Below are 26,712 nucleotides of genomic sequence, written 5' to 3'. Positions count from 1 at the left end.
TACGGCGCAGAAACGTACCGCCGAATCAGGTACGCCGGGCGTCGCCGGTCAGTACGGCGCCTGCCAGACCACCGTCGTGCCGCCCTCGTCGTCCCCGAGGCCGGGGCCGTACCAGCTGTCGCCGCCGAGCGACTCGGCCCGCCTCTTGAGGTTCTTCAGGCCGCTGCGCCGCCCGCCCTCCGGGATGCCCACGCCGTCGTCGGCGACCGTCAGACGGACGCCCTGCTGCCCGTCGGGCAGGATCACGGTCGCGTCCACGACGACATCGATCCTCGCGGCGTGCGCGTGCCGGAACGCGTTCGAGAGGGCCTCCCGCAGGGCCGCGATGAGGTTCTTGCCGGTGAGTTCGCCGACGACCGTGTCGACCGGCCCCAGGAAGCGGTGCGAGGGCTTGAAGCCGAGCGGCACGGCGGCCATGTTGATCTCCCGCAGCACGCGTGTGCGCAGGCCCGACGGTGCCTCCGTGGGCCCCTGCTGGAGCGCGAAGATGGCGGTGCGGATCTCCTGGATGGTGACGTCCAGCTCGTCGACGGACTTGCCGATGCCCGCCTGCACCTCGGGCACCACGGAGCGGCGCTGGGCGGTCTCCAGCATCATCCCGGTGGCGAAGAGCCGCTGGATGACGAGGTCGTGCAGGTCGCGCGCGATGCGGTCGCGGTCCTCGAAGACGGCCAGCCGCTCCCGGTCGCGCTGCGCCTCGGCCATCATCAGCGCGAGCGCGGCCTGCGACGCGAACTGCGTGGCGAGGGTCCGCTCCACCTCGGTGAAAGGACGCCCCCCACGCGCGCGGGGCGTCACGAGCGTCCCCAGGACGCGTCCGTCGCTCTGGAGGGGCAGCATCATGGCCGGGCCGTAGCCGCGCGCGAGGTCGGTCATCACGCGCGGGTCGGTGGCCGCGTCCTCCACGAACACGACCTCGCCGCCCAGGAGATCGGAGATGATCTCGCTCTCCGGCGGAATGATCACGCCGAGTGCGGCGGAGGGCTCCTCCGAGGCGACGGCGACGATCTCCATACCGCCCTCCTGGGCCGGCAGCAGCACTATGCCGGCCGCCGATTCCGAGAGCTGGCGGGCCTGTTCGGCGACCACTTGGAGCGCGTCCTCGGCGTCGCCGCCCGAGAGCAGCGCGGTGGTCACGGCCACGGACCCGTCGATCCACCGCTCCCGCTGTTTGGCCGCTTCGTAGAGGCGCGCGTTGCCGATCGCGATGCCGGCCTCCGTGGCGAGCACCCGGACCATGTTCAGGTCGTAGTCGTTGAAGTCCCCACCGTCGTGCTTCTCCGTGAGATAGAGGTTTCCGAAGATCTCTCCCTGTACGCGGATGGGAACGCCGAGAAACGTCCGCATCGGGGGATGGTGCGCGGGAAAGCCGCACGAGCGCGGGTCGGCCGCGAGGTCCGCCAGGCGCACCGGCACGGGGTCCTGGATGAGCGCGCCGAGCAGCCCCTTGTGCCCGTCGGGCAGCCGTCCGATACGCCGCGCGGTCTCCTCGTCGACGCCGTAGTAGACGAAGTCCGAGAGCCCCTCGCCGTCCTCGGTGATCACCCCGATCGCCGCGTACTTGGCGTCGGCGAGCTCGGCGGCGGTCTCGCAGATCCGGTCGAGCGTGGAGTGCAGCTCCAGGCCGGTGCCCACGGAGCGCATCGCTTCCAGGAGCTGCGGCACCCGCGCGGTCAGCTCGGTCGACAGCCCCTGGAGGCTGCGGGTGGCCTGGGTCGCCGCCTCCACGGCGTTCTGGGTGGGCTCGGCCGGGGAGGAAGCGGCGGGATCCGTGGGTGCTGCCATGCCCTTGAGACTAGTTAGTCCTATTTAGCGAGGAAAGTCGGGGTTCTCGCTGCCGGGCGCCGGAGATCACCGGGGCGCCCCCGATCCGATCAGCAGCTCCGCAGCGCCCTCCCGGTCCCGCAGTTCCCGCAGCGGCCCGTCGACAGCGGTCAGCTCGGCATACGAGCCGCGCTGCGCGACCCGCCCGCCGTCGAGCACGATCACCTCGTCGACGGCGTCCAGACCGGCGAGCCGGTGCGTGATCAGCACCGTCGTCCGCCCCTGGGTCGCGTCCAGCAGATCCGCGGTGAGCGCGTCGGCCGTCTCCAGGTCGAGGTGCTCGGCGGGCTCGTCCAGGACCAGGACGGGGAAGTCGGCGAGCAGCGCGCGGGCCAGCGCGAGCCGCTGCCTCTGACCGCCGGACAGCCGCGCGGCGTGCTCGCCCACCAGGGTGTCGAGCCCGCCGGGCAGCGCGTCCGCCCACTCCAGGAGACGTACGCGGCCGAGCGCGGCCCGCAGTTCGTCCTCGGTGGCGTCCTTCTTCGCGAGCAGCAGGTTCTCCCGGACGGTGCTGTCGAAGAGGTGCGCGTCCTGGGCGCACAGCCCGACCATGCGCCGTACGGCGTCGCCGTCGAGGGCACACGCGTCGGTCCCGCCGAGCGTGTACGTCCCCGCGTCCGCGTCGAGGAAGCGCAGCAGCACCTGGGCGAGCGTGGTCTTGCCCGACCCCGAGGGGCCGACGACGGCGATCCTGCGGCCGCGCTCCAGGGTCAGGCCGACGCCGGCGAGCGCGTCCCGCGCCTGGCCCTCGTACCGGGCGGTGAGGCCCCGGACGACGAGCGGGAAGGGGGTCTGCGGCGCCTGCGCGGGCCGCTCGGGCTCCCGTACGGGTTCGGGGGCGTCCAGGACCTCGTACACGCGCTCGGCGCTCTTGTGGACCCGCTGCCGGTACTGAACGGCGAGCGGCAGACCGAGCACCGCCTCGAACGCGGCGAGCGGCGTCAGCACGACCACCGCGAGCGCGACCCCGTCGAGCTGCCCGGCGCGTACGCCCTGCACGCCGACGAGCGCGGCGGCGGCCACGGTCAGGCCGGTGATCAGCGCGCTGAGCCCGTCGCCGAGCGCGGTCGCGGTGGCGGCGCGCGACGCGATCCGGGTCAGCACGGAGTCGGCGTCCTTCGCCTCCTTCGTGCGCCGGGGAAGCGCGCCGGCGACGGTCAGTTCCGCGGTCCCGGTGAGCAGCTCGGCCACCCGGGTCGCGAGCACCCCGCGCGCGGGAGCCAGTTTCCGTTCCGCTCGGCGGGCCACGGCCCCGGACAGCAGCGGCACCCCGACCCCGGCGAGCAGCAGGCCGACGGCGAGCACGGCGCCGGCCGCGGGCAACATCCACGCGGTGAACGCCACCGAACCCGCGCCCACGAGGCCCGCGACGGACGCGGGCAGCAGCCAGCGCAGCCAGTAGTCCTGGAGGGCGTCCACGTCGGCGACGAGCCGGGAGAGGAGGTCGCCGCGCCTTGTCGTGCGCAGCCCGGCGGGCGCCAGCCGCTCCAGGCGCCGGTAGACGGCGACCCGGGTGTCGGCCAGCATCCGCAGCACGGCGTCGTGCGAGACGAGCCGCTCCGCGTAGCGGAAGCAGGCCCGGCCGATGCCGAACGCGCGCGTGGCCGTCACCGCGACCATCAGGTACAGCACCGGCGGCTGCTGCGAGGCCCGCGAGATCAGCCAGCCGCTGGTCGCCATCAGGCCGACGGAGCTGCCGAGCGCGAGCGCCCCGAGCAGCAGCGCGAGCGCGAGCCGCGAGCGGCGCGGACGGGCGGCCGCGCGCAGCCGGGTCAGCACGTGGCGCCGGTCCTCGGGGGCCGCCTGAGCAGCCCGGGCCGGCTCGGCCGAGGCGGCTCCGGCCTGCGCCGGGACGGGGAGGGACGCGGCGGCACGTGCCCGCCCCGGCTGTCCCGCCCGCGGCACGTCGATCCGCACCACCCGGTCGGCCAGGGCCAACAGCGCCGGGCGGTGCACGACCAGCAGCACGGTCCGGCCCACGGCGAGCCTGCGCACCGCTTCGACGATGCCCGCCTCGGTCTCACCGTCGAGCGCGGCCGTCGGTTCGTCGAGCAGCACGACGGGCCGGTCCGCGAGGAACGCCCGCGCCAGCGCGAGGCGCTGCCGCTGCCCGGCCGAGAGCCCGGCCCCGTCCTCGCCCAGCGCGGTGCGCACGCCGCCGGGCAGCGCCTCGACGAACTCCAGGGCCCCGGCCTCGCGCAGCGCGGCCAGCACCGCCGCGTCGTCGGCGTCCGGCCGGGCGAGCCGTACGTTGTCCGCGATCGACCCGGCGTACAGCTGCGGCCGCTGCGGAACCCACGCCACGCGCGCGTGCCAGGCCTCCCGCGACATCTCGGCGAGATCGACGCCACCGACCAGAACCCGGCCACTACAGGGACGTACGAAACCCAACAGGGCACTGAGCAGCGTCGACTTACCCGCGCCGCTCGGCCCCACGAGGGCCACGGTCTCCCCTTCGGCGACTTCGAAGGAGACATCGGAGACCGCGTTGTCGACGCGCTCTTCGTAGCGGACACACACGCCGTCGAACCTGATACCGCCGTCGGAAGGGACCGTCCCCGTGCCGGACGGGGGCAGCGGCGTCTCCAGGACGTCGAAGATCTCCTCCGCGGCGGCGAGTCCCTCGGCCGCCGCGTGGAACTGCGCCCCGACCTGCCGCAGCGGCAGATACGCCTCGGGCGCGAGCACGAGGATCACCAGACCCACGTACAGGTCCATGTCCCCGTGCACGAGCCGCATGCCGATGGTCACGGCGACCAGCGCGACCGACAGGGTCGCGAGCAGCTCCAGCGCGAACGACGACAGGAAGGCGATCCGCAGGGTGCGCATCGTCGCCCTGCGGTACTCGCCGGTGATCTTGCGGATGGAGTCGGCCTGCGCCTTGGCGCGGCCGAACACCTTCAGGGTCGGCAGGCCCGCGACCACGTCCAGGAAGTGCCCCGACAGCCGCGACAGCAGCCGCCACTGACGGTCCATCCGGGACTGGGTGGCCCAGCCGATGAGGATCATGAAGATCGGGATGAGGGGCAGCGTGCCGACGATGATCGCCGCCGACACCCAGTCCTCGGTGACGACGCGGGCGAGCACCGCCACCGGGACCACCACCGCGAGCCCCAACTGCGGCAGATAGCGCGAGAAGTAGTCGTCCAGCGCGTCCACGCCCCGCGTCGCGAGCGCCACCAGCGAACCGGTGCGCTGCCCGCTCAGCCAGCCCGGACCGAGCTGCGAGGCCCGCTCCAGAAGCCGCCCGCGCAGCTCCGACTTGACCGCCGCGCTCGCCCGGTGCGCGGCCAGTTCGGTCAGCCAGGACACCAGAGCGCGCCCGGCCGCGACCGCCGCCAGCAGCAGCAGCGGCGTCCGCAGTGAGGAGACCCCGAATCCGTGCTGGAAGGCGCCCACCACCACCTCGGCGATGAGCATCGCCTGAGCGATGACCAGGCCCGCCCCGGCGGCGCCGAGGACGACCACCGCGATCAGGAAGAGACGGGTGGCCCGGGCGTACCGGAGCAGACGCTGGTCGATCGGTTTCACGTGAAACACACCCTCGTGTAGGTGGGTTCGGGGTCAGTGCGCGGCGTCGGCGATGTGCTTGGTGCCGATCCGCTTGCGGAACACCCAGTAGGTCCACGACTGGTAGAGCAGCACGATCGGCGTCGCGATCCCGGCACACCACGTCATGATCTTCAGGGTGTAGGGGCTCGACGAGGCATTGGTGACCGTGAGGTTCCAGTCGGAGTTGAGCGACGACGGCATGACGTTCGGGAACAGCGTCAGGAAGAGCATCGCGACGGCCGCCGCGATCGTGACGCCGGACAGCGCGAACGACCAGCCCTCACGGCCGATCTGGTTGGCGCCGAGGGCACCGACCAGCGCGACCACGGCCACGATCATCGCGACGAGCGAGCTGCCGTCGCCCTTGTCGACCTGGGTCCAGATCAGGAAGACGAGTGCCAGCACCGCGGTGATCAGCCCGAGCGTGCGCGCCAGCGTCCGTGCCCGTCCCCGGATGTCGCCCTCCGTCTTCAGTGCGGTGAACACCGCACCGTGGAAGGTGAACAGCGTCAGAGTGACCAGGCCGCCCAGGATCGCGTACGGGTTGAGCAGGTCCCAGAAGTTGCCGACGTACTCGAAGTCCTTGTCGATCTTCACGCCGCGCACGATGTTGCCGAAGGCCACACCCCACAGCAGCGCCGGGATCAGCGAGGTCCAGAAGATCGCGTGCTCCCAGTTGGTCTGCCACTTCTCCTCGGGCCGCTTCGCCCGGTACTCGAAGGCCACACCGCGGACGATGAGGCAGACCAGGATGATCAGCAGCGGCAGGTAGAAGCCGGAGAACAGCGTCGCGTACCACTCGGGGAAGGCCGCGAAGGTCGCGCCGCCGGCGGTCAGCAGCCACACCTCGTTGCCGTCCCAGACGGGCCCGATCGTGTTGATCAGGACCCGCTTCTCGGTGCGGTCACGGGCCAGCAGCTTGGTGAGGATGCCGACCCCGAAGTCGAATCCCTCCAGGAAGAAGTAGCCGATCCAGAGGACCGCGATGAGTACGAACCAGACGTCGTGAAGTTCCATGACTCGTCAGCTCCCTGGGCCTCAGTAGGAGAAGGCCATCGGCTTGTCGGCGTCACGGTCTCCGCCGATCTTGGTGGGCGGGTTGAGGTCGTCCTCGGTCAGCTCCGGCGGGCCGGCCTTGATGTACTTCACGAGGAGCTTGACCTCGATGACGGCGAGGACGGCGTACAGCAGGGTGAAGACGATCATCGAGGTGAGGACCTCGCCCTGCGAGACACCGGGGGAGACCGCGTTGCGGGTCTGCAGGACGCCGTAGACGACCCACGGCTGACGGCCCATCTCGGTGAAGATCCAGCCCCAGGAGTTGGCGATCAGCGGGAACCCGAGGGTCCACAGGGCCACGATCCAGTAGAGCTTGGTGAACTTCGGACTGAGGGCCTTGTTCTTGAAGAGGACGAGGTTCGGCACTTCGTCCTCACCCACCCTCATGGCCTGCGGCAGCATGAACTTCTTGCGGGTGAGCCAGAGTCCGACCAGGCCGACGGCGAAGGACGCCATCCCGAAGCCGATCATCCAGCGGAAGGCCCAGAAGGTGACGGGGATGATCGGGCGGTAGTCGCCGGGCCCGTACTTCTCCTGCTCGGCCTTGTTGGTGTCGTTGATGCCGGGGACGTACGAGTTGAAGTCGTCGTCGGCGAGGAACGACAGTATCCCGGGGATGGAGAGCTCGACGGTGTTGTGGCCCTTGCTCACGTCTCCGTAGGCGAAGATCGAGAACGGCGCCGAGTCCTGCCCGTCCCACAGCGCCTCGGCCGCCGCCATCTTCATGGGCTGCTGCTTGAACATGACCTTGCCGAGCAGGTCACCGCTGACCGCGGTGAGCAGACCGGCGATGACGACCGTGACCAGGCCGAGCCGCAGCGAGGTCTTCATCGTGGCGATGTGCTTCTTGCGCGCCAGGTGGAACGCCGCGATGCCGACCATGAACGCGCCGCCGGTCAGGAACGAGGCGGTCAGCGTGTGGAACGCCTGGGTGAGCGCCGTGTTCTGCGTCAGCACGGCCCAGAAGTCGGTGAGCTCGGCCCGCCCGTTCGCCTTGTTGTACTTGTAGCCGACCGGGTGCTGCATCCACGAGTTGGCCGCCAGGATGAAGTAGGCGGAGAGGATCGTGCCGATCGACACCATCCAGATGCAGGCCAGATGGATCTTCTTCGGCAGCTTGTCCCAGCCGAAGATCCACAGACCGATGAACGTGGACTCGAAGAAGAAGGCGATCAGCGCTTCGAAGGCCAGCGGCGCACCGAAGATGTCACCGACGAAGCGGGAGTAGTCCGACCAGTTCATGCCGAACTGGAACTCCTGCACGATGCCGGTGACGACACCCATCGCGATATTGATCAGGAAGAGCTTCCCCCAGAACTTCGTGGCCCTGAGGTACTTCTCGTTCTCCGTCCGCACCCAGGCGGTCTGCAGCCCGGCGGTCAGTGCCGCGAGCGAGATCGTCAGGGGGACGAACAGGAAGTGGTAGACGGTCGTGATGCCGAACTGCCATCGCGCCAGGGTCTCCGGCGCCAGAGCCAGGTCCACTGCGTCTCTCCTTACATCGCTGTGGTCACAGCGGCAGTTTGCCCCTTTAATCCCACAAATCCCGGGAGGAACCGGGACACGCTTGTGAACGCGTTCACATTCACAAGCATTATGTCGTACCGGCTGTCGGGATCCGAAGGGGGGTCCCCTTACTGCGAGCAACGCCACAGGGGTGGGCGGCGAGGGGTTCCGAAGTTCTTCAACATATTGTTGAATTCGCGGCATGCAGCCCACGCCCGAACAGCCTCGGACCCGCATCCGCATCTCCTGGCCGGCCGGACACATCACGGCGACGGTCGAGGACACCCCGACAACACAGGCCCTGCTCACGGCACTTCCGCTCGCCGCCACGGCGAACACCTGGGGCGAGGAGGTGTACTTCGACACGGGCGTCAGCGTCCCGCGCGAGGCCGACGCCCGACAGGTCGTGGAGCCGGGCACGGTCGCTTTCTGGACGGACGGCGACGCCCTCGCCCTCCCCTACGGCCCCACGCCGATCTCGCGCGGCGACGAGTGCCGCCTCGCGAGCCCGTGCAATCTGCTCGGCCGGCTCGACGGGGATCCGCGGACGCTGGCCACGGTGCGCGGCGGCGACCCGATCCGCGTCGAGCAGGTCTGATCAGCCTCCGTCAGAGCCGGTCGAGCCCGATCGGCGCAGAAGGCGTCACAGCTCCTTGCGGAACGCCTCCGCGGCCTGCAGGAAGATGTCGTTCGCCTCGGTCTCGCCGACCGTGACCCGCACGCCCTCACCGGCGAACGGCCGCACGACGACCCCGGCCCGCTCGCACGCGGCCGCGAAGTCGACGGTCCGGTCCCCCAGACGCAGCCACACGAAGTTGGCCTGCGTCTCGGGCACCGTCCAGCCCTGCGCCCGCAGCGTCCCGACGACCCGGGTGCGCTCGGAGACCAGCGAGCCGACACGGCCCAGCAGTTCGTCCTCCGCGCGCAGCGAGGCGACCGCCGCGTCCTGCGCGAGCTGACTGACGCCGAACGGCACCGCCGTCTTGCGCAGCGCCGCCGCCACCGGCTCGTGGGCGATGGCGAAGCCGACCCGCAGCCCCGCGAGCCCGTAGGCCTTCGAGAAGGTCCGCAGCACCGCCACGTTCGGCCGGTCCCGGTAGATCTCCACGCCGTCCGGCACCTCGGCGTCACGGATGAACTCCCGGTACGCCTCGTCGAGCACCACCAGCACGTCGGAGGGCACCCGGTCGAGGAACCGTTCCAGCTCGGCCCGGCGGATGGCGTTGCCCGTGGGGTTGTTGGGGTTGCACACGAAGATGAGGCGCGTGCGCTCGGTGATCGCGTCGGCCATGGCGTCGAGGTCGTGGTCCTCGCTCGGCGTGAGCGGCACCTTCACGGACGTCGCGCCGCTGATCTGCGTGATGATCGGGTACGCCTCGAAGGACCGCCACGCGTAGATGACCTCGTCCCCCGGACCGCTGGTCGCCTGGAGCAGCTGCTGCGCGACGCCGACCGAGCCCGTGCCGGTGGCCAGGTGCTCGACCGGCACCCCGAAGCGGTCGGCCAGCTCGGCCATCAGGCCCGTGCACGCCATGTCCGGGTAGCGGTTGAAGGTCCCGGCCGCGGCGATCGCCTGCTCCATGACGCCGGGCAGCGGGGGATAGGGGTTCTCGTTGGAGGACAGCTTGTACGCCACCGGGCCCCCGGCAGCCGCCGGCCTGCCCGGCTTGTAGGTGGGGATCCCCGCCAGCTCCGCGCGCAGCTTGGGGTTCGTCTCGCTCACCGCAGTCCTCCTTGTGGCCACCGTTCCAATACTGCTCACCTTAAGAGGATTCGCCGCCCGCCCCAATGGGCCGGTCCCTTCCGTCCCGCACGAGGGCATCCGAAGGCGTACAGGGAGGGGGGAGCGCTCTGCAGCCTGGCGCGCGCCGGTGGCTCGCGCCGTGGCGCGCATCACCCGTGAAGGTGAGTTGAGACCTACTCGCAACATCGCCGACTTGGCAGGCCCATGCGCGCCGACAAGTGACGCATCCCTGTCGACACCCGCAACTCCCTTGTTTTCCAAGGTCGTTGAGCGCCTTTCGCCTTGCAGAAACGTGCCTGTCAACCCCGGCATATGCGCCCCCGCCATGCAACCGCATGAGCCCTACTATCGGCTCGCCATGACAGCAGCAGGGAAGCACCAGGTGAGCCGGGCGGAGACGACCCGCAGGGGCACCCGGCCGGGCCGGGCAGGCATCAGAGACGTTGCCGCCGCCGCCGGGGTCTCGATCACGACTGTCTCCGATGCGCTCAACGGCAAGGGCCGGCTCCCGGACGCCACCCGACGCCATGTCCGCGAGGTCGCCGATCGGTTGGGCTATCGCCCTTCCGCGGCCGCCCGCACGCTCCGTACCGGCAAGTCGGGCCTGATCGGCCTGACAGTGACGACCTACGGGGATGAACCTTTCACCTTCACAGAATTCGCGTACTTCGCGGAGATGGCGAGAGCCGCGACGTCCGCGGCGCTCGCCCGCGGCTACGCCCTCGTCATCCTGCCCGCCACCTCACGCCACGACGTGTGGTCGAACGTCGCCCTCGACGGCACCGTCGTCATCGACCCCTCCGACCACGACCCGGTCGTCAGCGAGCTGGTCCGCCAGGGCCTGCCCGTCGTCTCGGACGGACGTCCCGCGGGCACCCTGCCCGTGACCGCCTGGGTCGACAACGACCACGAGGCCGCCGTCCTCGGCATCCTCGACCACCTCGCGGAAGCCGGCGCGCGTCGCATCGGCCTCCTCACCGGCACCACCACGGACACCTACACCCACCTCTCCACCTCCGCCTATCTGCGCTGGTGCGAGCGGATCGGGCAGGAGCCGGTCTACGAGTCCTATCCCGCGCACGACCCGTGCGCGGGGGCCGTCGCCGCCGACCGCCTGCTCGCCCGGCCCGACCGCCCCGACGCGGTCTACGGGCTGTTCGACCCCAATGGCACGGACCTGCTCGCCGCAGCCCGTCGCTACGGCCTACGCGTCCCGGACGACCTGCTGCTCGTGTGCTGCAGCGAGTCGAACGTCTACGCCAACACCGAGCCGCCCATCACGACCCTCTCGCTCAAACCGCGCCGCATCGGCACGGCCGTCGTCCAGCTCCTCATCGATGCCATCGAAGGGGTCGATTCGGATCAGCCGGTCGAGCAGGTGATACCGACCGAACTGATCGTGCGGACCTCCTCGCAGCGCCGCCCGCAGCGCACCACGGTCAGCCCGCCCCGTTCCCCGGGGCAGGGCTGACCGGCCCTCGCCACCCACAGCAGCCCCGCAGACGAGAGGAAAAGTACGCACCAATTCGGGAGAAAAGCGTGGGGAACAGCCGCCCGTCACCGATTCACCACCCCTGGTGCATCACACAGCGCGAGCCGCATTCCTATGATGGGCGCACGACACCGCGGGCCGCTGCGACCAGGCAGTCCGATCCGGTGCACAGGCGGCGCAATGGTGGAGGGGTCGATGACTCAGGGGGCCGGTCAGGGACCCGCAGCGCGCACGGAGACGCTGCGTGATTTCCGCGTTCCCGCGTACGTCCATGACGTACCGGCGAACGTGGTACCGGCCGACCCGGTCCCGGGCTCCCCCGACCCAGCCCCGTTCCCCGACGGCTACACCCCGACGGAGCGCGACCTGCCGGTCATCAACCGAGGGGACACCGTGCAGGTCGAGGTCCCGCAGGCCGCGCCCCGGGCGAGCGACGAGATGGGCCCGCTGTACGTCGTCGGCGACGTGCACGGCTACATCGACGAGCTGCTCGCGGCGCTCCGCGAGAAGGGCCTGGTCGACGCGGCGGGCAACTGGGCGGCGGGCAACGCGCGCCTCTGGTTCCTCGGCGACTTCACCGACCGCGGGCCCGACGGCATCGGCGTCATCGACCTCGTGATGCGCCTCAGCGCCGAGGCGGCCGCGGCGGGCGGCTACTGCAAGGCGCTCATGGGCAACCACGAGCTGCTGCTGCTCGGCGCGAAGCGCTTCGGCGACACCCCGGTCAACTCCGGCGCCGGCACCGCCACCTTCCAGGCGGCCTGGTTGCTCAACGGCGGCCAGAAGTCCGACATGGACCGCCTCCAGGACGTACATCTGCAGTGGATGTCCCGGCTCGACGCGATCGAGATCGAGGACGACCACCTCCTCATGCACTCCGACACCACCGCCTACCTCGACTACGGCGACTCCATCGAGGCGGTCAACGACACGGTCCGCGAGACGCTCACCCGCAACGACGCGGACGAGTGCTGGGACCTGTTCCGCAAGTTCACCAAGCGCTTCGCGTTCCGGGACGACGAATCGGGTCCCGGTGCCGTCCGCGAACTCCTCGGCACCTACGGCGGCTCGCGCGTCGTGCACGGCCACAGCCCGATCCCGTACCTCCTGGGCGAGGTCGGCACCGAGGACGCCGACGGCGAGGACAGCGGGCCCGTCGTCGAGGGGCCGCATGTGTACGCGGGCGGTCTGGCCATCGCCATGGACGGCGGCGTGACCATGGCCGGAAAGCTGCTGGTCCAGCAACTCCCCATGGATATCTGAGGGTTGATCGGGCAGACGCGGTAAACGGAGGCTTCGGCTGACAGAGGGGCAATTTCCGGAAACCCCCTGTCACCGCGTGCCGTGACCGCTCTACCATCGGCTTATCCGTAGCAGGCTCCCCTCCGTTTCTGCCCGACGGCTCGTAACCATGCGGGCCACCAAGCCCTACGGAGCATCGGGGGATGCACATGAACAGCGCTCCGCATTTGCTGAACGAGGACCGCCCCGAGTTCGAGCGGATCCTCGATGAGGCGCTGCGTACCGCACCGAATCGGCCTGATCTCGCCGCAGTGGGCCAGCGGCTCAACCCCGAACAGCTGCGCACCATGGCGCTCAACGCCGCCGCATTGATCAGCACGGCGGCCGTCGCCGAGTACCAGCATTACGTCAAGGTCCGCGAGGAACTGCGTACGGCCCCGCGGCCCGTCCGTCCGCTACGTGAAGGAGGCACCTCCAGCACGGCCGAGTCCGGCGGCGGCAGCTCGATGGGCTTCGCCGCCACCGTGGGCGAGGTCGCGGAGACCACGGGACCCGGTGTCGCCGCGGTCGCCGTCGTGCTCGCACCGGTCCTCGCCGGGACCGCCGCAGCGATCTTCCTGCTGGTCGGCTACATCCTGAAAATGCTCAACCCGCCGCCGGACTTCGCCGACACCTTGCTGTCGGTCGGCTGGGTCTTCGGCGCGCTCACCGCGGCGGGCATCCTCGTCGCGGCCGTGTGCCTGCTCCTGACGGCTCTGCGCAACGGGTCGACCTCGCTCCAGGCGAGCGCCCACGGCGAGGCCAACGAGGAGGTGGCACGAGCCAGGGAAGCCTGGGGCAAGGCGCTCCTCGAGCGCGGCATCCTGCCGTTCCTGCGGGACGCCCTGACGGACCCCCCGACGGGCGGCAGCGCGCCGCTCGGGGGCCGCGGCGGCTCGGCGAGCCGGATGCCCCAGCTCGGCTACAACAGGCCGGGGTTCAGCAGCCCCGATGGCGGCGGCACCGCCACGGGACAGCGCGCCGGCTTCTCCAGCCCGGACTTCTCGAGCCCGGACTTCGGCGGTCCCGAGCACCAGCCCGACTGACCCTCGGTCGGACCACGGGGCCATGACCTCGGCTCGGGGCGGACTGCGCGCACCCCGAGCCCGCGGTCAGGCGCGCGCCCGGCGGGACCGGGCGCGCGGCCCCACCGGGCTGTGGCGGTCGTGACCGGCTGCCGGCGTCAGTCCGCCAGCGGCAGGTACACCCGGTTGCCCGCCTGCGCGAACTCCTTCGACTTCTGCTCCATGCCCGCCTCGACCTCCGCCTTGGTCGAGCCGTGCTCGCGGCGGATGTCCTGGGAGATCTTCATCGAGCAGAACTTCGGACCGCACATCGAGCAGAAGTGCGCGGTCTTCGCCGGCTCCGCGGGCAGCGTCTCGTCGTGGAACTCCCGTGCCGTGTCCGGGTCGAGGGCCAGGTTGAACTGGTCCTCCCAGCGGAACTCGAAGCGGGCGTCGGACAGCGCGTCGTCCCACTCCTGCGCGCCGGGGTGCCCCTTGGCGAGGTCCGCCGCGTGCGCCGCGATCTTGTACGTGATGACGCCGGTCTTCACGTCGTCCCTGTTCGGCAGGCCCAGGTGCTCCTTGGGCGTGACGTAGCAGAGCATCGCCGTGCCCCACCAGGCGATCATCGCGGCGCCGATCCCGGACGTGATGTGGTCGTACGCCGGGGCGACGTCGGTGGTCAGCGGGCCGAGCGTGTAGAACGGCGCCTCCTCGCAGATCTCCTGCTGGAGGTCGATGTTCTCCTTGATCTTGTGCATCGGGACGTGCCCGGGACCCTCGATCATCGTCTGCACGTTGTGCCGCTTGGCGATCGTGTTCAGCTCACCGAGGGTGCGCAGCTCCGCGAACTGGGCCTCGTCGTTGGCGTCCGCGATCGAGCCGGGGCGCAGGCCGTCGCCGAGCGAGTACGTGACGTCGTACGCCGCGAGGATCTCGCACAGCTCCTCGAAGTGCTCGTAGAGGAAGCTCTCCTTGTGGTGCGCGAGGCACCAGGCGGCCATGATCGAGCCGCCGCGCGAGACGATGCCGGTCTTGCGGTTGGCGGTCAGCGGGACGTACGGGAGGCGGACGCCGGCGTGGACCGTCATGTAGTCCACGCCCTGCTCGGCCTGCTCGACGACCGTGTCCTTGTAGATCTCCCAGGTCAGTTCCTCCGCCTTGCCGTCGACCTTTTCGAGGGCCTGGTAGAGCGGCACCGTGCCGATCGGGACGGGGGAGTTGCGCAGCACCCACTCGCGCGTGGTGTGGATGTTGCGGCCGGTGGAGAGGTCCATGACGGTGTCGGCGCCCCAGCGGGTCGCCCATGTCATCTTCTCCACCTCCTCCTCGATGGAGGACGTGACGGCGGAATTGCCGATGTTGGCGTTGACCTTCACCAGGAACCGCTTGCCGATGATCATCGGCTCGATCTCCGGGTGGTTCACGTTGGCCGGCAGGACCGCCCGGCCGGCCGCGATCTCGTCGCGGACGACCTCGGGCGCCACGTTCTCCCGGATGGCCACGTACTCCATCTCCGGGGTGATCTCGCCCCGCCTGGCGTACGCGAGTTGGGTCACGGCCTGCCCGTCCCTGCCGCGGCGCGGCTGGCGCGGGCGGCCCGGGAAGACCGCGTCGAGGTTGCGCAGTCCACCGCGCGGCGAGGTGTGCTTGATGCCGTCGTCCTCGGGTCGGACGGGGCGTCCCGCGTACTCCTCGGTGTCGCCGCGGGCGATGATCCAGTTCTCACGGAGGGGCGCGAGGCCCCGGCGGACATCGGTGTCGACGGTCGGATCGGTGTACGGGCCTGAGGTGTCGTACAGGGTGACCGACTGCCCGTTGGTGAGGTGCACCTGGCGGACCGGCACGTGGAGGTCGGGGCGCGAGCCCTCGATGTACCCCTTGTGCCAGCCGATGGACTTCCCGGCCTCGTTCAGGTTCTCGCCCTGGCTGGAGGCAGGCGTGCGTGCGTCCGTTGTGGTCATGAGACCTACTCCCTACGCCGGCATTACCCGGTAACAGGTTCGGCGGTCGACGCAGCGATGTCCGTCCCACGGTGTTCCACGCCGTTTCACGTGAAACACGCTTCGGTACGGAGGTCAGCGCCCTCTCAGCCCGGTGCTCCGAGCTCCCGCGTGTGCAAAGGTGCCTCCACGCTAGCGTCATGTCGGACGCGTTGAACAGAGGGCCCCTGCCGTTCTTGCGATGATCGGGCGGTGACCACCACGCAGCAGTCCCCGCCTCCGCCGCCCCGACCGCCGCACGGATCGGGCCCGTCCGGGGCAGGACACGGCCCCGGTGGCCACGGCCACTCGCACAGCCACGGCCCCGCCGCACCCGTCTCGAAGCACCTGCGCAAGGTGATCGCGGCGATCCTGGTGCCGTTCTCCGTCGCGGTCGTCGTGGGTCTGGCGGTGCTGTGGCCGGGCGGCGCACCGGCGCACGAGCGCACCGGCGTCGGCTTCGACCGGCAGACGCAACAGGCCACGGTCACCAAGGTCGAGAAGGTCGACTGCAAGTCCGTGAACGCCTCGGGCGACACCCCCACCGGCGACACCTCCACGGCCGAGGGCTCCGCCGCCCAGCAACAGGCCACGGGCATCTGCGGGAACGCCACGATCCGGATCGACACCGGCAAGGACACGGGCCGTACGTTCACCGAGGTCGTCCAGCCGGACTCACCACGGCAGTTGCACGAGGGCCAGAAGGTGATCGTCGCCTACGCGCCCGACGCTCCGGACAATCTGCAGTACTCGGTCACCGACGTGAACCGCAAGATCCCCATGGCCCTGCTGGCCGGGATCTTCGCCGTGGCCGTGGTCGTGGTGGGCCGCCTGCGGGGTGTGATGGCGCTGGTCGCGCTCGCGGTCAGCTTCATGGTGCTGACCTTCTTCATCCTCCCGGCGATCCTGCAGGGCTCGAATCCCCTGGTGGTGGCGGTCGTCGGGGCGAGCGCGATCATGCTGATCGCGCTCTACATGTGCCACGGCCTGTCGGCCCGGACCTCGGTCGCCGTGCTCGGCACGCTCGTATCGCTGCTGCTGATCGGCCTGTTGGGCTCGCTGTTCATCGGCTGGGCGGCGCTGACGGGCAACACCGACGACAACACCGGCCTGATCCACGGCCTGTACCCGCACATCGACATGAGCGGTCTGCTGCTCGCCGGCGTCATCATCGGTTCGCTCGGCGTCCTGGACGACGTGACGGTGACGCAGACCTCGGCGGTGTGGGAGCTGCACGAGGCCAATCCGACGATGGGCTGGCGCGGCCTGTACCGGGCGGGGATCCGGATCGGCCGCGACCACATCGCGTCCGTCGTCAACACGCTGGTGCTCGCGTACGCGGGCGCGGCGCTGCCGCTGCTGCTGCTCTTCTCGATCGCGCAGAGCAGCGTGGTCGACGTGGCCAACAGCGAACTGGTGGCCGAGGAGATCGTGCGCACGCTGGTCGGCTCGATCGGCCTGGTGGCCTCCGTGCCGGTGACCACCGCGCTGGCCGCCCTGGTGGTCTCCGCCGACCGCCCGGGATCCCACGGGCCCGAGGAGGCCGCTCCGGTGCGCGGTGGCAGGGGCCGGCGACGTAAGCGCTGAGCGACGCGGAACTGCTCGGGCGCACCGCGGCTGCTGAAGCGTTACGTCAATGGATGCACCGGGCTGGTAAAAAGATCAGCCCGCGCTCTGCTCCTCGGCGAGGATCCGGTCGAGGACCTCGTCGAGGTCGGCGCCGAAGTCGGCCAGCGCCTGCTCCTGACCGAGCGGGACGAGCTTGTCCGTGCGGTCGAGGAACGCGATGAGGGGCGCGACCCCGGCCCGGAACAGCGCCTGATCGCTGCCGACTTGGAGCCGGATGTGCACCTCGCCCGGCAGCTCGCCGGTCCCGCCGCCACCCGCGCATTCCACGGGGGAGATCCGCACATCGCCGTCACCCGTGGCCCCGTTGACCCCGTCGACGAGGAGCTCCCGGCCGAACGCCCAGGTCACGGGCGCGTCCCCGGGGAGATGGAAGGTCAGCCGCACCGCGTACGGATCCCCGGCCTCGTACCGGAGCTCCACCGGGATGCGGAACGAGAGCTCCTCGGAGACGAGGAAGCTCATCATGACCTCTGCCTGAACTGCTTGTACCGACTCGCGCATCGCCTACCCCGTCAACTTGCCGTCGATTGGCCAGGAATGACCTCTCTGACACTGCTGGCATCTTGCTTAAAGTACACAGGAGATTACAAGGAGTGAGTTTTCAGATGCTGATAGAGAAGGCGAGTGTCCCTACGAGCTTTCCGATCTCGTCCTGCAACTGCCGGACCGCGGGCAGCAGTTTCCCGGCCTGATGGGAAGGGAGAGAAATGGCCAGAGCCGCCGCCGTCGAGCCGATGGTGATCGGGAACGCGGCGCAGGCCGTGCCGAGCGCGTACTCCTGACGCTCGATGACGGGTTCCATCCGCCCCACGGACCTCAACTTGCGCAGCAGTGACCGGTTGTCGCGTACCGAGTACGGCGTGATGGAGCGGGCCGGATAGCGGTCGAGGTGGTCCCGCCTGGCCTCCTCGTCGAGCTGGGAGAGCAGGCACTGGCCGATCGCGTGGGCGTGGCCGGTCTCGCGGAAGTCCGCCCATTCCTCGACGGCCGGGGCGGCCGGAGTGTCGGCGACGGCGACGATCTCGATCTCACCCTCGCGGTAGATCGCGAAGTAGACGGGAACGCCCAGGGTGTCCCGCCAGTGGCGCAGCGCGTCGGTGGTCATACCGCGACGGTTCTGCTGCGCCCCGCTGCTGCTCAGCCGCTCGGCCGCGGCCCCGAACATGAAGACGCCCTTGTCCTTGCGGAGATAGCCCTCGTGGGCGAGCGTGCGCAGCAGGTGGTAGGCCGTGGGAAGGGCGACTCCGGCCTCTCTGGCGAGTTGCTTGGCGGGAGCCCCTTCGTCGTGCGCAGCGACCGCCTCCAGCAGCCGCATGGCCCGCTGGACGGAGCCGATGAGCGTCTGCGGGGCTGCGGGTGCGGGGTCAGCCGTGGCCAAGTTCACTCCCGATGCGCGTGGGTCCCCCGCGTCCCCGGGACTCACGGGGGGTGAAGCCGTCGGATTCCGGACTTTAACCCTTGGCCACCGCTTGGTGCGGGCCCGGAACGGAAACTTCCCCCGGTCGTGCGAACGGTCGCACCGCGCAACGACCGGAGCCCTCCGCCGCGTCCGTGCCGCGGCTCACCAGTCGCTGCGCGAGGACGATCCCGCCATGAACTTCCGTACGACGTAGATGAGTCCACCGACGAGCGCGGCGAACACCAGTACCTTGAAGAGCAGGTCGATCACGAAGCCGACGACGCTGAGGATCAGCCCGCCGAACACGACCAGGGCGATGACCGGCACCGCGACCCACTTCACCCACCACGGCATGCCCGCGAATATCTCTCGCACTGCCATCGCTCCCTTCGCTTCCGGAGCCCTTGCCGGACCCCACTGACTTCCTGCATCGATGCTGACACGTCGGGGAGCCGTGCGGGGCCCCGCGATCCCTTGTCCTCCCCTGACCCGACCCTTAGGGAACCCCGGGGTCCGGGTCAGCTCTCCGGGGGAGAGAAGACGACCAGGACCCGCAGGTCCTCGCTGATGTGGTGGAACTTGTGGGCGACACCGGCCGGCACGTACACCACGCTGCCGCGGCCGACCTGGGTGGTCTCCATGCCGACGGTGATCGAGGCGCGGCCGCTGACCACGAGGTAGACCTCGTCCTGGTGGTGCGGCTGCTGCGGGTCGTGCTCCCCCGCGTCCAGCGCGTACAGCCCGACCGACATGTTCCGCTCACGCAGGAACTGCAGGTACGCGCCGTCGTTGGCGACGCGCTCCGCCTCCAGTTCGTCCAGCCGGAATGCCTTCATCGCCCTCGTCGTCCTCGCCGTCCGCACTTGTCACCGGCCATGTCACCGGTCTCGTCTGCCACGATCAGACACATGAAGAATTTCGTAGTCAAGACGCTCGCCAACGCGGGGGCCCTGGCCGTCGCGGTCTGGGTGCTCGACAAGATCACGCTGACCGGGGACAGCACCGGCAAGAAGGTCGGCACCCTGATCCTGGTGGCGCTGATCTTCGGCCTGGTCAACTTCTTGGTGAAGCCGGTCGTGAAGGTCCTCACCTTCCCGCTGTTCATCCTCACGCTGGGCCTGATCACGCTGATCGTGAACGCCCTGATGCTGTTGCTGACCTCCTGGCTGGCCGACAAGCTGGACCTGAGTTTCCACGTCGACGGGTTCTGGACCGCCATCGTCGGCGGCCTGATCATCTCGATCGTCTCCTGGGCGCTGAACGTCGTCCTGCCCGACAACGACTGAGCCGCCGCCATGACTGCCACCCCGTTCCGCGTCTGTTTCGTCTGCACCGGCAACATCTGCCGCTCGCCCATGGCCGAGCACGTGTTCCGCGCCCGCGTCGAGGAGGCCGGCCTGTCCGGCGCCGTCGAGGTCGACAGCGCCGGCACCGACGGCTGGCACGAGGGCGACGGCGCCGATCCGCGCACCGTCCACGTCCTCCGAGAGGGCGGCTACTCCAGCGCGCACACGGCCCGCCGGTTCCACCGGGACTGGTTCGACCGTCTCGACCTGGTCGTCGCCCTCGACGCGGGCCATCTGCGGACGCTGCGCCGCCTGGCACCGACGCCGCAGGACGCCGAGAAGATCCGTCTCCTGCGTTCCTACGACCCCGCGGCCGACACCTCGGCGCTGGACGTCCCCGACCCGTACTACGGCGACCTGGACGGCTTCGAGGAGTGCCTGAGGATGGTCGAGGCGGCGAGCGACGGTCTGCTCGACGCCGTGCGCGACGCGGTGGAGGGGCGGGCGGCATGACCGGAGCGGGCGGGGTCGGCGACGGCACACGGGCCGTGCGAGCGGGGCTTCCCGAGCCGGTCAAGAACGAACCGACCCTGCCCGGGCCGGTGTTCGCCGCCCACTTCCATCTCCCCGGAGAGGTGTCGGGGCCCTACAGGTACGGCCGTGACGAGAACCCGACCTGGACCCATCTGGAGCGGGCCGTCAGCGCGTTGGAGGCCCCTGGCCGCGAGGACGTCGAGACGCTGGTCTTCGCCTCCGGCATGGCGGCGGTCTCGGCCGTCCTGTTCTCGCAGCTGCGCGCGGGGGACGCGGTCGTCCTGCCGTCCGACGGCTACCAGGCCCTCCCTCTCGTGCGCGAGCAGCTGACGGCGTACGGCATCGAGGTGCGCACGGCGCCGACCGGCGGTGACGCGCAGCTCGAACTCCTCGACGGGGCCCGGCTGCTGTGGCTGGAGACGCCGTCCAATCCCGGGCTCGACGTGTGCGACATCCGGCGCCTCGCCGACGCCGCCCACGCGCGCGGGGCGCTGGTCGCGGTCGACAACACCCTCGCGACGCCGCTCGGACAGCGCCCGCTGGAGCTCGGCGCGGACTTCTCCGTGGCCAGCGCCACCAAGCAGCTCACCGGGCACGGCGATCTCCTGCTCGGCTACGTGACCTGCGCCGCCGCCGAGCCGGCGGCTTCGGTGCGGCGCTGGCGCAAGATCGTCGGGGCCGTTCCCGGCCCCATGGAGGCCTGGCTGGCCCATCGCTCACTGGCGACGCTGGAGCTGCGGGCCGAGCGGCAGAACGCCAACGCGCTGGCCGTGGCGCAGGTGCTGCGGGAACGGGTCGGCGGGGTGCGTCATCCAGGGCTGCCCGACGACCCGTCCCACGCCGTCGCCGCGCGCCAGATGCGCCGCTTCGGCTGTGTCGTCTCCTTCGAACTGCCCTCGCGCGAGCGGGCCGAGCGCTTCCTCGACGCCCTGACGCTGGTGGACGACGCGACGAGCTTCGGCGGCGTACGGTCCACTGCCGAGCGGCGGGGACGCTGGGGCGGAGACGCCGTCCCGGACGGCTTCATCCGCTTCTCGGCCGGCGCCGAGAACACCGAGGATCTGGTGGCGGACGTACTGCGGGCGCTGGATGATACGGCCGACGGGGCCGCCCCGCGGTGATTTCACCGACCACCTAGTACCGGGCTACGCACAACAGACGGCCCGAGCCTCCCCCCTCGTGGCTCGGACCGTCACGGTTCTGCGCGCGAAGAACCGCGCAAACAAGGCTAGTTGACTCTGTGTCAGTGTCCAATCACGGTAGCGACAGGAACCTATCGACATATTTATAGTTGGGCGCGACGCGGATGCCGGACGGGAGGGACGTGGCCATGGATCTCGCCCTGCTGCGCACCTTTGTGACGGTCCATCGCGCCGGGTCCTTCACGCGCGCCGCCACGCTGCTCGGACTCTCGCAGCCCGCGGTGACCTCCCAGATCCGCACACTGGAACGGCAGTTGGGCAGACCGTTGTTCCTGCGCCAGGCGCGCGGCGTGACTCCCACGACCACCGGTGACGAGCTGGCGCACAAAGCGGCCCCGCATCTCGACGCCCTCGTGGAGATCACCGAGGCCGGGCTCGACGAGGAGTCGGCCGTCCGCACCCTGCATCTCACGGGGCCCCCGGAGTTCACCGCGGAACGGGCCCTGCCCGCTCTCACGGCGCTGACCAGGGACGACGGCTGGAGCGTTGCCTTACGCGCCTCCTTCGGCACGGCCGAGGAGTCCCTGGAAGGGCTGGCCGCCGGACATCAGGATCTGGCCATCACGACGGCCCGTCCACGCGGCTCCCTGCTCACGGCGACTCCGCTCTGCGACGAGGAGCACGTCCTCGTCTCCGCCCCCCGCTGGGCCGCCCGGATCGGCTCCGGCAAGCTGCACCGGGACGCGGCGCCCTCCCTGGAGAAGTTCCCGGTGGTCGAGGTCCATGAATCGCTGCCGCTGGTCTCCCGCTACTGGGCCTCGGTCTTCGATCACCGCCCTGCCGTCTCCGGCACGGTCGTCGTACCCGACCTCCGCGCGGTGCTGGCGTGCGTGATCACGGGCGCGGGCCTCGCCGTCCTGCCGCGCTACCTATGCGCACCCGCCCTGGAGCGCGGCGAGGTCGTGGCCCTGCTCGACCCGCCCGTGCCGCCACTGCGTACGTATTTCCTGGTGGTCCGCACCGGCACACTCGCTCTGCCGCACATCGCGCGGGCGCACGAGTGGCTGCTGCGCGCTGCTGTCGACTGGTCGTGAGCGGGGGTCTGCGCGATGCGGAATGTTTCACGTGGAACCGGCCGGGCCACATTTCTCCCATGACCGTCCGACCCGTGGTCAAGCGCACCGCACGCGCCGTTCTGCTCGATGGCGACGACCTGATCCTGATCAAGCGGACCAAGCCCGGCGTCGATCCGTACTGGCTGACTCCCGGTGGCGGAGTCGAGCCGGAGGACACGACCGTCGTGGACGCCCTCCATCGCGAAGTGCACGAGGAACTCGGCGCCAAGATCGTCGATGTGGTGCCCTGTTTCGTGGACACCGTCGAGCACATCGGCGAGGACGGCGGCGCGACCGGCGTCAAAGTCCAGCACTTCTTCGTCTGCCGACTGGAGTCGATGGACCTCGACCAGCGGCACGGCCCCGAGATCGAGGAGCCGTGCGGCGAGTACGAGGTGGTGCGCGTGCCCTTCACGCGTGTCGGCATCGCCTCGGTCCACCTGGTGCCGCTGTCCCTGCGCCATTACCTGGACGGCAACATCGAGGGCGTACGGGCGATGCACGCGCCGGACCTGGGCTGATCCTCGCCCCTGCGGCACGTCCGGCCCGCGCGGCTCAGTCCCCGGCCCCGACCAGTTCCTCCACGGAGTCGTGGCGGATGCGGTCGCCCGGGATGCCGATGGAGCGCAGGGCGTCGACACCGCTGCGGATCATGCCGGGCGGTCCCGAGAGATAGGCGTCGTACTCGTTCCAGGGGCCGTACTCGCGCACGGCGTCCGGCAGCTGCAGATGAGCCAGCTGGTCCACGATCGGCCGCACCGAGAGCCACGGGTGGCTCTGCTGGAGGCGCAGCATCGTGTCGATGTCGTACAGGTCGTGATCGGTGCGGGCGCCGTAGAACACCTCGACCGGCCGCCGCTCCCCGTGCTCGGCGACGTCCTCGACGAGCGCCTTGATGGGCGCGATGCCGGTGCCGCCGCCCAGACAGAGCAGGCCGCTGTCGGTGCTGTGGTCGACGGTCATGGAGCCGGCGGGCGGGCCGAGCCGCAGCACGTCGCCGGGGCGGGCGCGGTGCACCAGGGCGTTGGAGACCCAGCCGGCCGGGACCGCCTTCACGTGGAACGAGAGCAGCCCGTCGGAGCGGGGCGCCCCCGCGAAGGAGTAGTGCCGCCAGATCCGCGGCCACCACGGTGTCTCCAGCGTCGTGTACTGGCCGGCCAGGAACGGGTACGGCTGGTCGGGCCGGACCGTCACGACAGCGATGTCGGGCGTGCGCAGATCGTGCGCGACGACCTCCGCGAGCCACCAGGCCGGGGACTTGAGCTCGTCCTCGGCCGCCGCGTCGATCATGACCTGGGAGATGGTCGTGTACGTACGCACCCAGGCGGCCTCGGTCTCCGCGTCCCAAGTGGTCGTGGCGTATCTGGTGAGCGCCGCGATGAGGCACTCGCCGACGGCCGGGTAGTGGTCGGCCTGCGTGCCGTACTTGCGGTGCCCCCGGCCCAGGTTCTTCAGGTACGGGACCAGGACGAGCTTGTTGTCGACGTGCTCCGCGGCGGTCAGCAGCGCCTTGAGCAGCCGGTCGCGCTGGGTGTCCATCGCGGCGGGGAACAGCGGGCGCAGCTCGGGGTGGCGGACGAAGAGCAGCGCGTAGAAGTACGAGGTGACCTTGTCGGCGACGGGGCCGACTTCCTCCATGGTGCGGCGGACGAGGATCGCGTCGGGGGAGGCGTTCGCCCGGACGGGGTGAATCCGACGGGGCTCTGCGACGGGGCCCGCCGGGGCGGTGGGCTGCTGGGCGGGCGGGGCGCCAGGGGACTGCCGCGGGTCGGGCTCCGGCTCACGGCGCGTGCGCGGCTGGGGTATTCGGCCCTCGTCCGGCTCGTCCTCGGCCGGTGCCGCCGCGGGCCGGCCGACGGGACGGATCGGGGTCACCCGGCGGTCGTCGCCGGACTCCCGGTCGGGTCCGGAGGGGGTCGGATGCGGTGCCGGGGTGGTGCGCGGCGTGAACCAGCCGCCCCCGCCGCCCGAACCGGAATCGGCCGACGTAGTGGTCGGAGCGTCCATGCTGTGCCTCGCCTCGAACATCTTTCGGTCGGTCTACGTACTTCCGTGCTCTGCCACGGTCTTCCGCTGCGCGGAAGCTGTGCGCTTTCCCCCGTTTGCCTCGACAGCCAATGCGGCCCACATTGAACCCTGCATTCCTGCCCGCTACGGACAAGTAAGGCAAGAATGTGACATTGTCCGCAGTCCTCTCACCACAGCGTGCCACCACGTGTCATTGCGCAGAACGCAAAGCGGAAAGTGCGGGTCTTCGATCTCTTCGTCCGGTTAGGCTGCGTCGGCCTGCGTGCGCGCCGCCCCAGTCCCCCCAGCCTCCTCAAGGTTCCGTGCGTGAACCGGAGTCGACCATACCGGCAGCCGCCAGTGGTACAAGCCCTTCTCGCCTTAACCGCCGATTAAGCGATCCTCAGGATCCCTGCTAATTCCTCAATTACCGGTCGCGCGGCACCAATTCGTCCCCCTCCAGCAGATCACGACCCGCATAGGGACGCGGTGCGAGTCCTGCACCGTACCGGTCCGCATTGACCGCGATCGATACCGTCCCGGTCCCGAAGAGTTCCACGTGCGACCGGACCGGCAGCGCCGCGTCCAGGTCGCTGCGATGCCGCCCCGGCCCGCCGTGTACGCCGAGGCCAGTACGCGGGATTACTCCCGCCGTCAGACGCCCTGGGGAGCCGATGCCGGGACGGTGTTTCACGTGAAACTTCAACGCCGCCCTCGACGGGCACTCCTCGTCGTCCACGTCGCCGCCTCCGCCTGCTGGCTCGGTGTCACGCTCGGGCTGGTGGCACTCGCGGTCACGGCGACGTCCACCGGTGCCGGTCCGGCCGTGGAGGCCTCGGCCCGTGCCATGAAGCTCTTCGCGGACTGGCTGGTGATCCCGCTCGCCCTGCTGACCCTGCTGAGCGGTCTGGCACTCTCGCTCGGTACCCCGTGGGGCCTGGCCAGGCACCGGTGGATCTACGTCAAGTTCTGGCTGACCCTCGCCACGACCGCCGCCTCGGTTCTCGCCCTGCGGCCGGGCGTCGACGAGGCGGTGAGGACGCTGTCGGCCGGCGGGTCGTCGACCCGCCCGATCGATCTGCTGGCCGGCCCGGTCGTCTCACTGGTCGCGTACGTCTTCATGACGGCGATCTCGGTGCTCAAGCCCTGGGGACCGACCCGACGTGGCCGAAAGCACCGGGTCACTGCACCCAAAGCGGTGGACGCCACCGGGCTCCGTCCGACAGCCTGACCTGCGTGTCGACACCTTCCCTCTCCGACCTGCCCATCCGCCGCCTCACCCGGGGTGACGTGCGCGCGTGCGCCGACCTCTCCGAGAACCGGGGCTGGCCCCGCGAGGAACACAAGTGGGGCCTGCTGCTCGCCGCCGGTACCGGCTACGGCATCGACGCTCCTGACGGCGGGCTCCTCACCGCCTGCGTCGTGACCGCGTACGGGCCCGGCGACCGGCCCGAACTCGGCGCGATCGGCATGGTCCTGGTCGCCGAGCGGTACGCGCGCCAGGGGGTCGGCCGACGCCTGATGCGGTACGTCGTCGAGCAGGCGGGGACGACACCGCTGACGCTGCACGCGACGCCGTACGGGCGACCGCTCTACGAGGAGCTGGGCTTCAAGGTCACCGGGCAGGCCGAGATGGTGCGCGGCCGCTTCGTCGCCGACGGCACGGCGCCCGCAGTCGCCACGCGTCCGGCCACCGCCGAGGACCTGTCGGCGATCCTGCGCCTGGACGCCGAGGTGTTCGGCCCCGACCGCACGCACATCATCACGCGCCTTCCGGCCTTCGCGGACCAGCTGCGCGTCGCCGAGGACGGCGGCGAGCTCATCGGCTACGCCGCGGCCTGGCCCAATATGGACACCCACGTCGTCGGCCCGCTGATCGCCCGTGACACCGAGACCGCGAAGGCCCTGGTCGCCTCGCTGGCGGCGGGCACGGACCGGCCGCTGCGGACGGACATCGACGTACGTCACGAGGAGCTGCGCGCCTGGCTCAAGGAGCGCGGGCTGGAGGGCATCAGCATGAACGCGGTGATGAACCTCGGCGCCCCGGACCTGCCCGGCGACTGGACGCGCCGCTTCGCCCCGCTGACGGTCGCGGCCGGCTGACGAACGCGACGGGCCCGCCCCCTAGTGCCGCGGTGATGCGGCTGCTCGGGGGC

The 26,712-nt window shown here is 70.4% G+C and carries 23 protein-coding genes; 12 read left to right on the top strand and 11 right to left on the bottom strand.

Features of this window, described 5'->3' with window-relative positions:
* Window positions 1-48 precede the first annotated feature (48 nt).
* From ACQUQD_RS20755 to ACQUQD_RS20740, 4 genes are all read right to left on the bottom strand, one after another.
* Window positions 49-1,785, bottom strand: a complete 1,737-nt coding sequence (locus tag ACQUQD_RS20755) for a sensor histidine kinase (protein WP_428953625.1) — start codon at window positions 1,783-1,785, stop codon at window positions 49-51.
* Window positions 1,786-1,851: 66 nt separating this feature from the next.
* Complete coding sequence (gene cydD / locus ACQUQD_RS20750) at window positions 1,852-5,355, bottom strand: thiol reductant ABC exporter subunit CydD (RefSeq protein ID WP_428953624.1); 3,504 nt, start codon at window positions 5,353-5,355, stop codon at window positions 1,852-1,854.
* A 33-nt stretch (window positions 5,356-5,388) separates the two neighbouring features.
* Window positions 5,389-6,393 carry a cytochrome d ubiquinol oxidase subunit II gene (cydB, locus tag ACQUQD_RS20745; protein WP_428953623.1) on the bottom strand — a complete coding sequence of 335 codons (1,005 nt, stop codon included), beginning with the start codon at window positions 6,391-6,393 and terminating at the stop codon, window positions 5,389-5,391.
* 21 nt (window positions 6,394-6,414) lie between these two features.
* Entirely contained in the window at window positions 6,415-7,920 is a 1,506-nt protein-coding gene (locus tag ACQUQD_RS20740) for a cytochrome ubiquinol oxidase subunit I (RefSeq protein WP_428953622.1), read from the bottom strand.
* Between the two features lie 223 nt (window positions 7,921-8,143).
* On the opposite strand from ACQUQD_RS20740, the gene ACQUQD_RS20735 reads away from it, so the two are divergent.
* Entirely contained in the window at window positions 8,144-8,539 is a 396-nt protein-coding gene (locus ACQUQD_RS20735) for a cyclophilin-like fold protein (RefSeq protein ID WP_428953621.1), read from the top strand.
* A gap of 45 nt (window positions 8,540-8,584) precedes the next feature.
* Here ACQUQD_RS20735 and hisC read toward each other — a convergent pair whose 3' ends face one another.
* Complete coding sequence (gene hisC / locus ACQUQD_RS20730) at window positions 8,585-9,664, bottom strand: histidinol-phosphate transaminase (protein WP_428953620.1); 1,080 nt, start codon at window positions 9,662-9,664, stop codon at window positions 8,585-8,587.
* Between the two features lie 379 nt (window positions 9,665-10,043).
* On the opposite strand from hisC, the gene ACQUQD_RS20725 reads away from it, so the two are divergent.
* The 3 genes from ACQUQD_RS20725 to ACQUQD_RS20715 all read left to right on the top strand — a co-directional run bounded on the left by ACQUQD_RS20725 (window position 10,044) and on the right by ACQUQD_RS20715 (window position 13,504).
* Window positions 10,044-11,156, top strand: coding sequence for a LacI family DNA-binding transcriptional regulator (locus ACQUQD_RS20725; RefSeq protein WP_428953619.1), 1,113 nt, complete (start codon window positions 10,044-10,046; stop codon window positions 11,154-11,156).
* 216 nt (window positions 11,157-11,372) lie between these two features.
* A complete protein-coding gene (locus ACQUQD_RS20720) occupies window positions 11,373-12,440 on the top strand; it encodes a metallophosphoesterase (protein ID WP_428953618.1) in 1,068 nt (355 codons plus the stop codon).
* A gap of 182 nt (window positions 12,441-12,622) precedes the next feature.
* Window positions 12,623-13,504, top strand: coding sequence for a hypothetical protein (locus ACQUQD_RS20715; RefSeq protein ID WP_428953617.1), 882 nt, complete (start codon window positions 12,623-12,625; stop codon window positions 13,502-13,504).
* Window positions 13,505-13,641: 137 nt separating this feature from the next.
* Here ACQUQD_RS20715 and thiC read toward each other — a convergent pair whose 3' ends face one another.
* Entirely contained in the window at window positions 13,642-15,426 is a 1,785-nt protein-coding gene (gene thiC, locus ACQUQD_RS20710) for a phosphomethylpyrimidine synthase ThiC (RefSeq protein ID WP_428953616.1), read from the bottom strand.
* 231 nt (window positions 15,427-15,657) lie between these two features.
* On the opposite strand from thiC, the gene ACQUQD_RS20705 reads away from it, so the two are divergent.
* Window positions 15,658-17,031 (top strand): YibE/F family protein, encoded by a 1,374-nt coding sequence (locus ACQUQD_RS20705; protein ID WP_428953615.1) that lies wholly within the window; start codon window positions 15,658-15,660, stop codon window positions 17,029-17,031.
* 75 nt (window positions 17,032-17,106) lie between these two features.
* Here the strand turns inward: ACQUQD_RS20705 and ACQUQD_RS20700 are convergent, their stop codons facing one another.
* The 4 genes from ACQUQD_RS20700 to ACQUQD_RS20685 form a co-directional block, all read right to left on the bottom strand.
* The gene (locus ACQUQD_RS20700; protein ID WP_428953614.1) at window positions 17,107-17,574 is read right to left on the bottom strand and encodes an SsgA family sporulation/cell division regulator; all 468 of its coding nucleotides are present in this window, start codon (window positions 17,572-17,574) and stop codon (window positions 17,107-17,109) included.
* Between the two features lie 100 nt (window positions 17,575-17,674).
* Window positions 17,675-18,451, bottom strand: a complete 777-nt coding sequence (locus ACQUQD_RS20695) for an IclR family transcriptional regulator (protein WP_428953613.1) — start codon at window positions 18,449-18,451, stop codon at window positions 17,675-17,677.
* Between the two features lie 183 nt (window positions 18,452-18,634).
* Entirely contained in the window at window positions 18,635-18,847 is a 213-nt protein-coding gene (locus ACQUQD_RS20690) for a DUF5326 family protein (protein ID WP_428953612.1), read from the bottom strand.
* Between the two features lie 143 nt (window positions 18,848-18,990).
* Window positions 18,991-19,308 carry a cupin domain-containing protein gene (locus tag ACQUQD_RS20685; RefSeq protein ID WP_428953611.1) on the bottom strand — a complete coding sequence of 106 codons (318 nt, stop codon included), beginning with the start codon at window positions 19,306-19,308 and terminating at the stop codon, window positions 18,991-18,993.
* A gap of 72 nt (window positions 19,309-19,380) precedes the next feature.
* On the opposite strand from ACQUQD_RS20685, the gene ACQUQD_RS20680 reads away from it, so the two are divergent.
* The 5 genes from ACQUQD_RS20680 (at window position 19,381) to ACQUQD_RS20660 (ending at window position 23,070) form a co-directional block, all read left to right on the top strand.
* The gene (locus ACQUQD_RS20680; RefSeq protein WP_428953610.1) at window positions 19,381-19,758 is read left to right on the top strand and encodes a phage holin family protein; all 378 of its coding nucleotides are present in this window, start codon (window positions 19,381-19,383) and stop codon (window positions 19,756-19,758) included.
* Between the two features lie 9 nt (window positions 19,759-19,767).
* The gene (locus tag ACQUQD_RS20675) at window positions 19,768-20,271 is read left to right on the top strand and encodes a low molecular weight protein-tyrosine-phosphatase (RefSeq protein ID WP_428953609.1); all 504 of its coding nucleotides are present in this window, start codon (window positions 19,768-19,770) and stop codon (window positions 20,269-20,271) included.
* Window positions 20,268-21,413 (top strand): cystathionine gamma-lyase, encoded by a 1,146-nt coding sequence (locus ACQUQD_RS20670; protein ID WP_428953608.1) that lies wholly within the window; start codon window positions 20,268-20,270, stop codon window positions 21,411-21,413. Before ACQUQD_RS20675 ends, ACQUQD_RS20670 begins: the two co-directional genes overlap by 4 nt.
* A gap of 209 nt (window positions 21,414-21,622) precedes the next feature.
* Window positions 21,623-22,528, top strand: a complete 906-nt coding sequence (locus ACQUQD_RS20665) for a LysR family transcriptional regulator (protein ID WP_428953607.1) — start codon at window positions 21,623-21,625, stop codon at window positions 22,526-22,528.
* A 59-nt stretch (window positions 22,529-22,587) separates the two neighbouring features.
* Window positions 22,588-23,070, top strand: coding sequence for an NUDIX domain-containing protein (locus tag ACQUQD_RS20660; protein ID WP_428953606.1), 483 nt, complete (start codon window positions 22,588-22,590; stop codon window positions 23,068-23,070).
* A 34-nt stretch (window positions 23,071-23,104) separates the two neighbouring features.
* On the opposite strand, the gene ACQUQD_RS20655 is transcribed toward ACQUQD_RS20660, so the two are convergent.
* Complete coding sequence (locus tag ACQUQD_RS20655) at window positions 23,105-24,556, bottom strand: globin domain-containing protein (protein WP_428953605.1); 1,452 nt, start codon at window positions 24,554-24,556, stop codon at window positions 23,105-23,107.
* A gap of 694 nt (window positions 24,557-25,250) precedes the next feature.
* Here ACQUQD_RS20655 and ACQUQD_RS20650 point away from each other — a divergent pair.
* Window positions 25,251-25,787: a DUF2269 domain-containing protein gene (locus tag ACQUQD_RS20650; RefSeq protein ID WP_428953604.1), complete on the top strand. Its 537-nt coding sequence runs from the start codon at window positions 25,251-25,253 to the stop codon at window positions 25,785-25,787.
* Window positions 25,788-25,792: 5 nt separating this feature from the next.
* Window positions 25,793-26,659, top strand: a complete 867-nt coding sequence (locus ACQUQD_RS20645) for a GNAT family N-acetyltransferase (RefSeq protein WP_428953603.1) — start codon at window positions 25,793-25,795, stop codon at window positions 26,657-26,659.
* The last annotated feature ends 53 nt before the right edge of the window (window positions 26,660-26,712 follow it).

The sequence above is a fragment of the Streptomyces sp. cg35 genome (assembly GCF_050410835.1).
Classification (GTDB): domain Bacteria; phylum Actinomycetota; class Actinomycetes; order Streptomycetales; family Streptomycetaceae; genus Streptomyces.
Note: the sequence above shows the minus strand (reverse complement) of the source record. Positions and strands in the feature narration are given on the sequence as shown.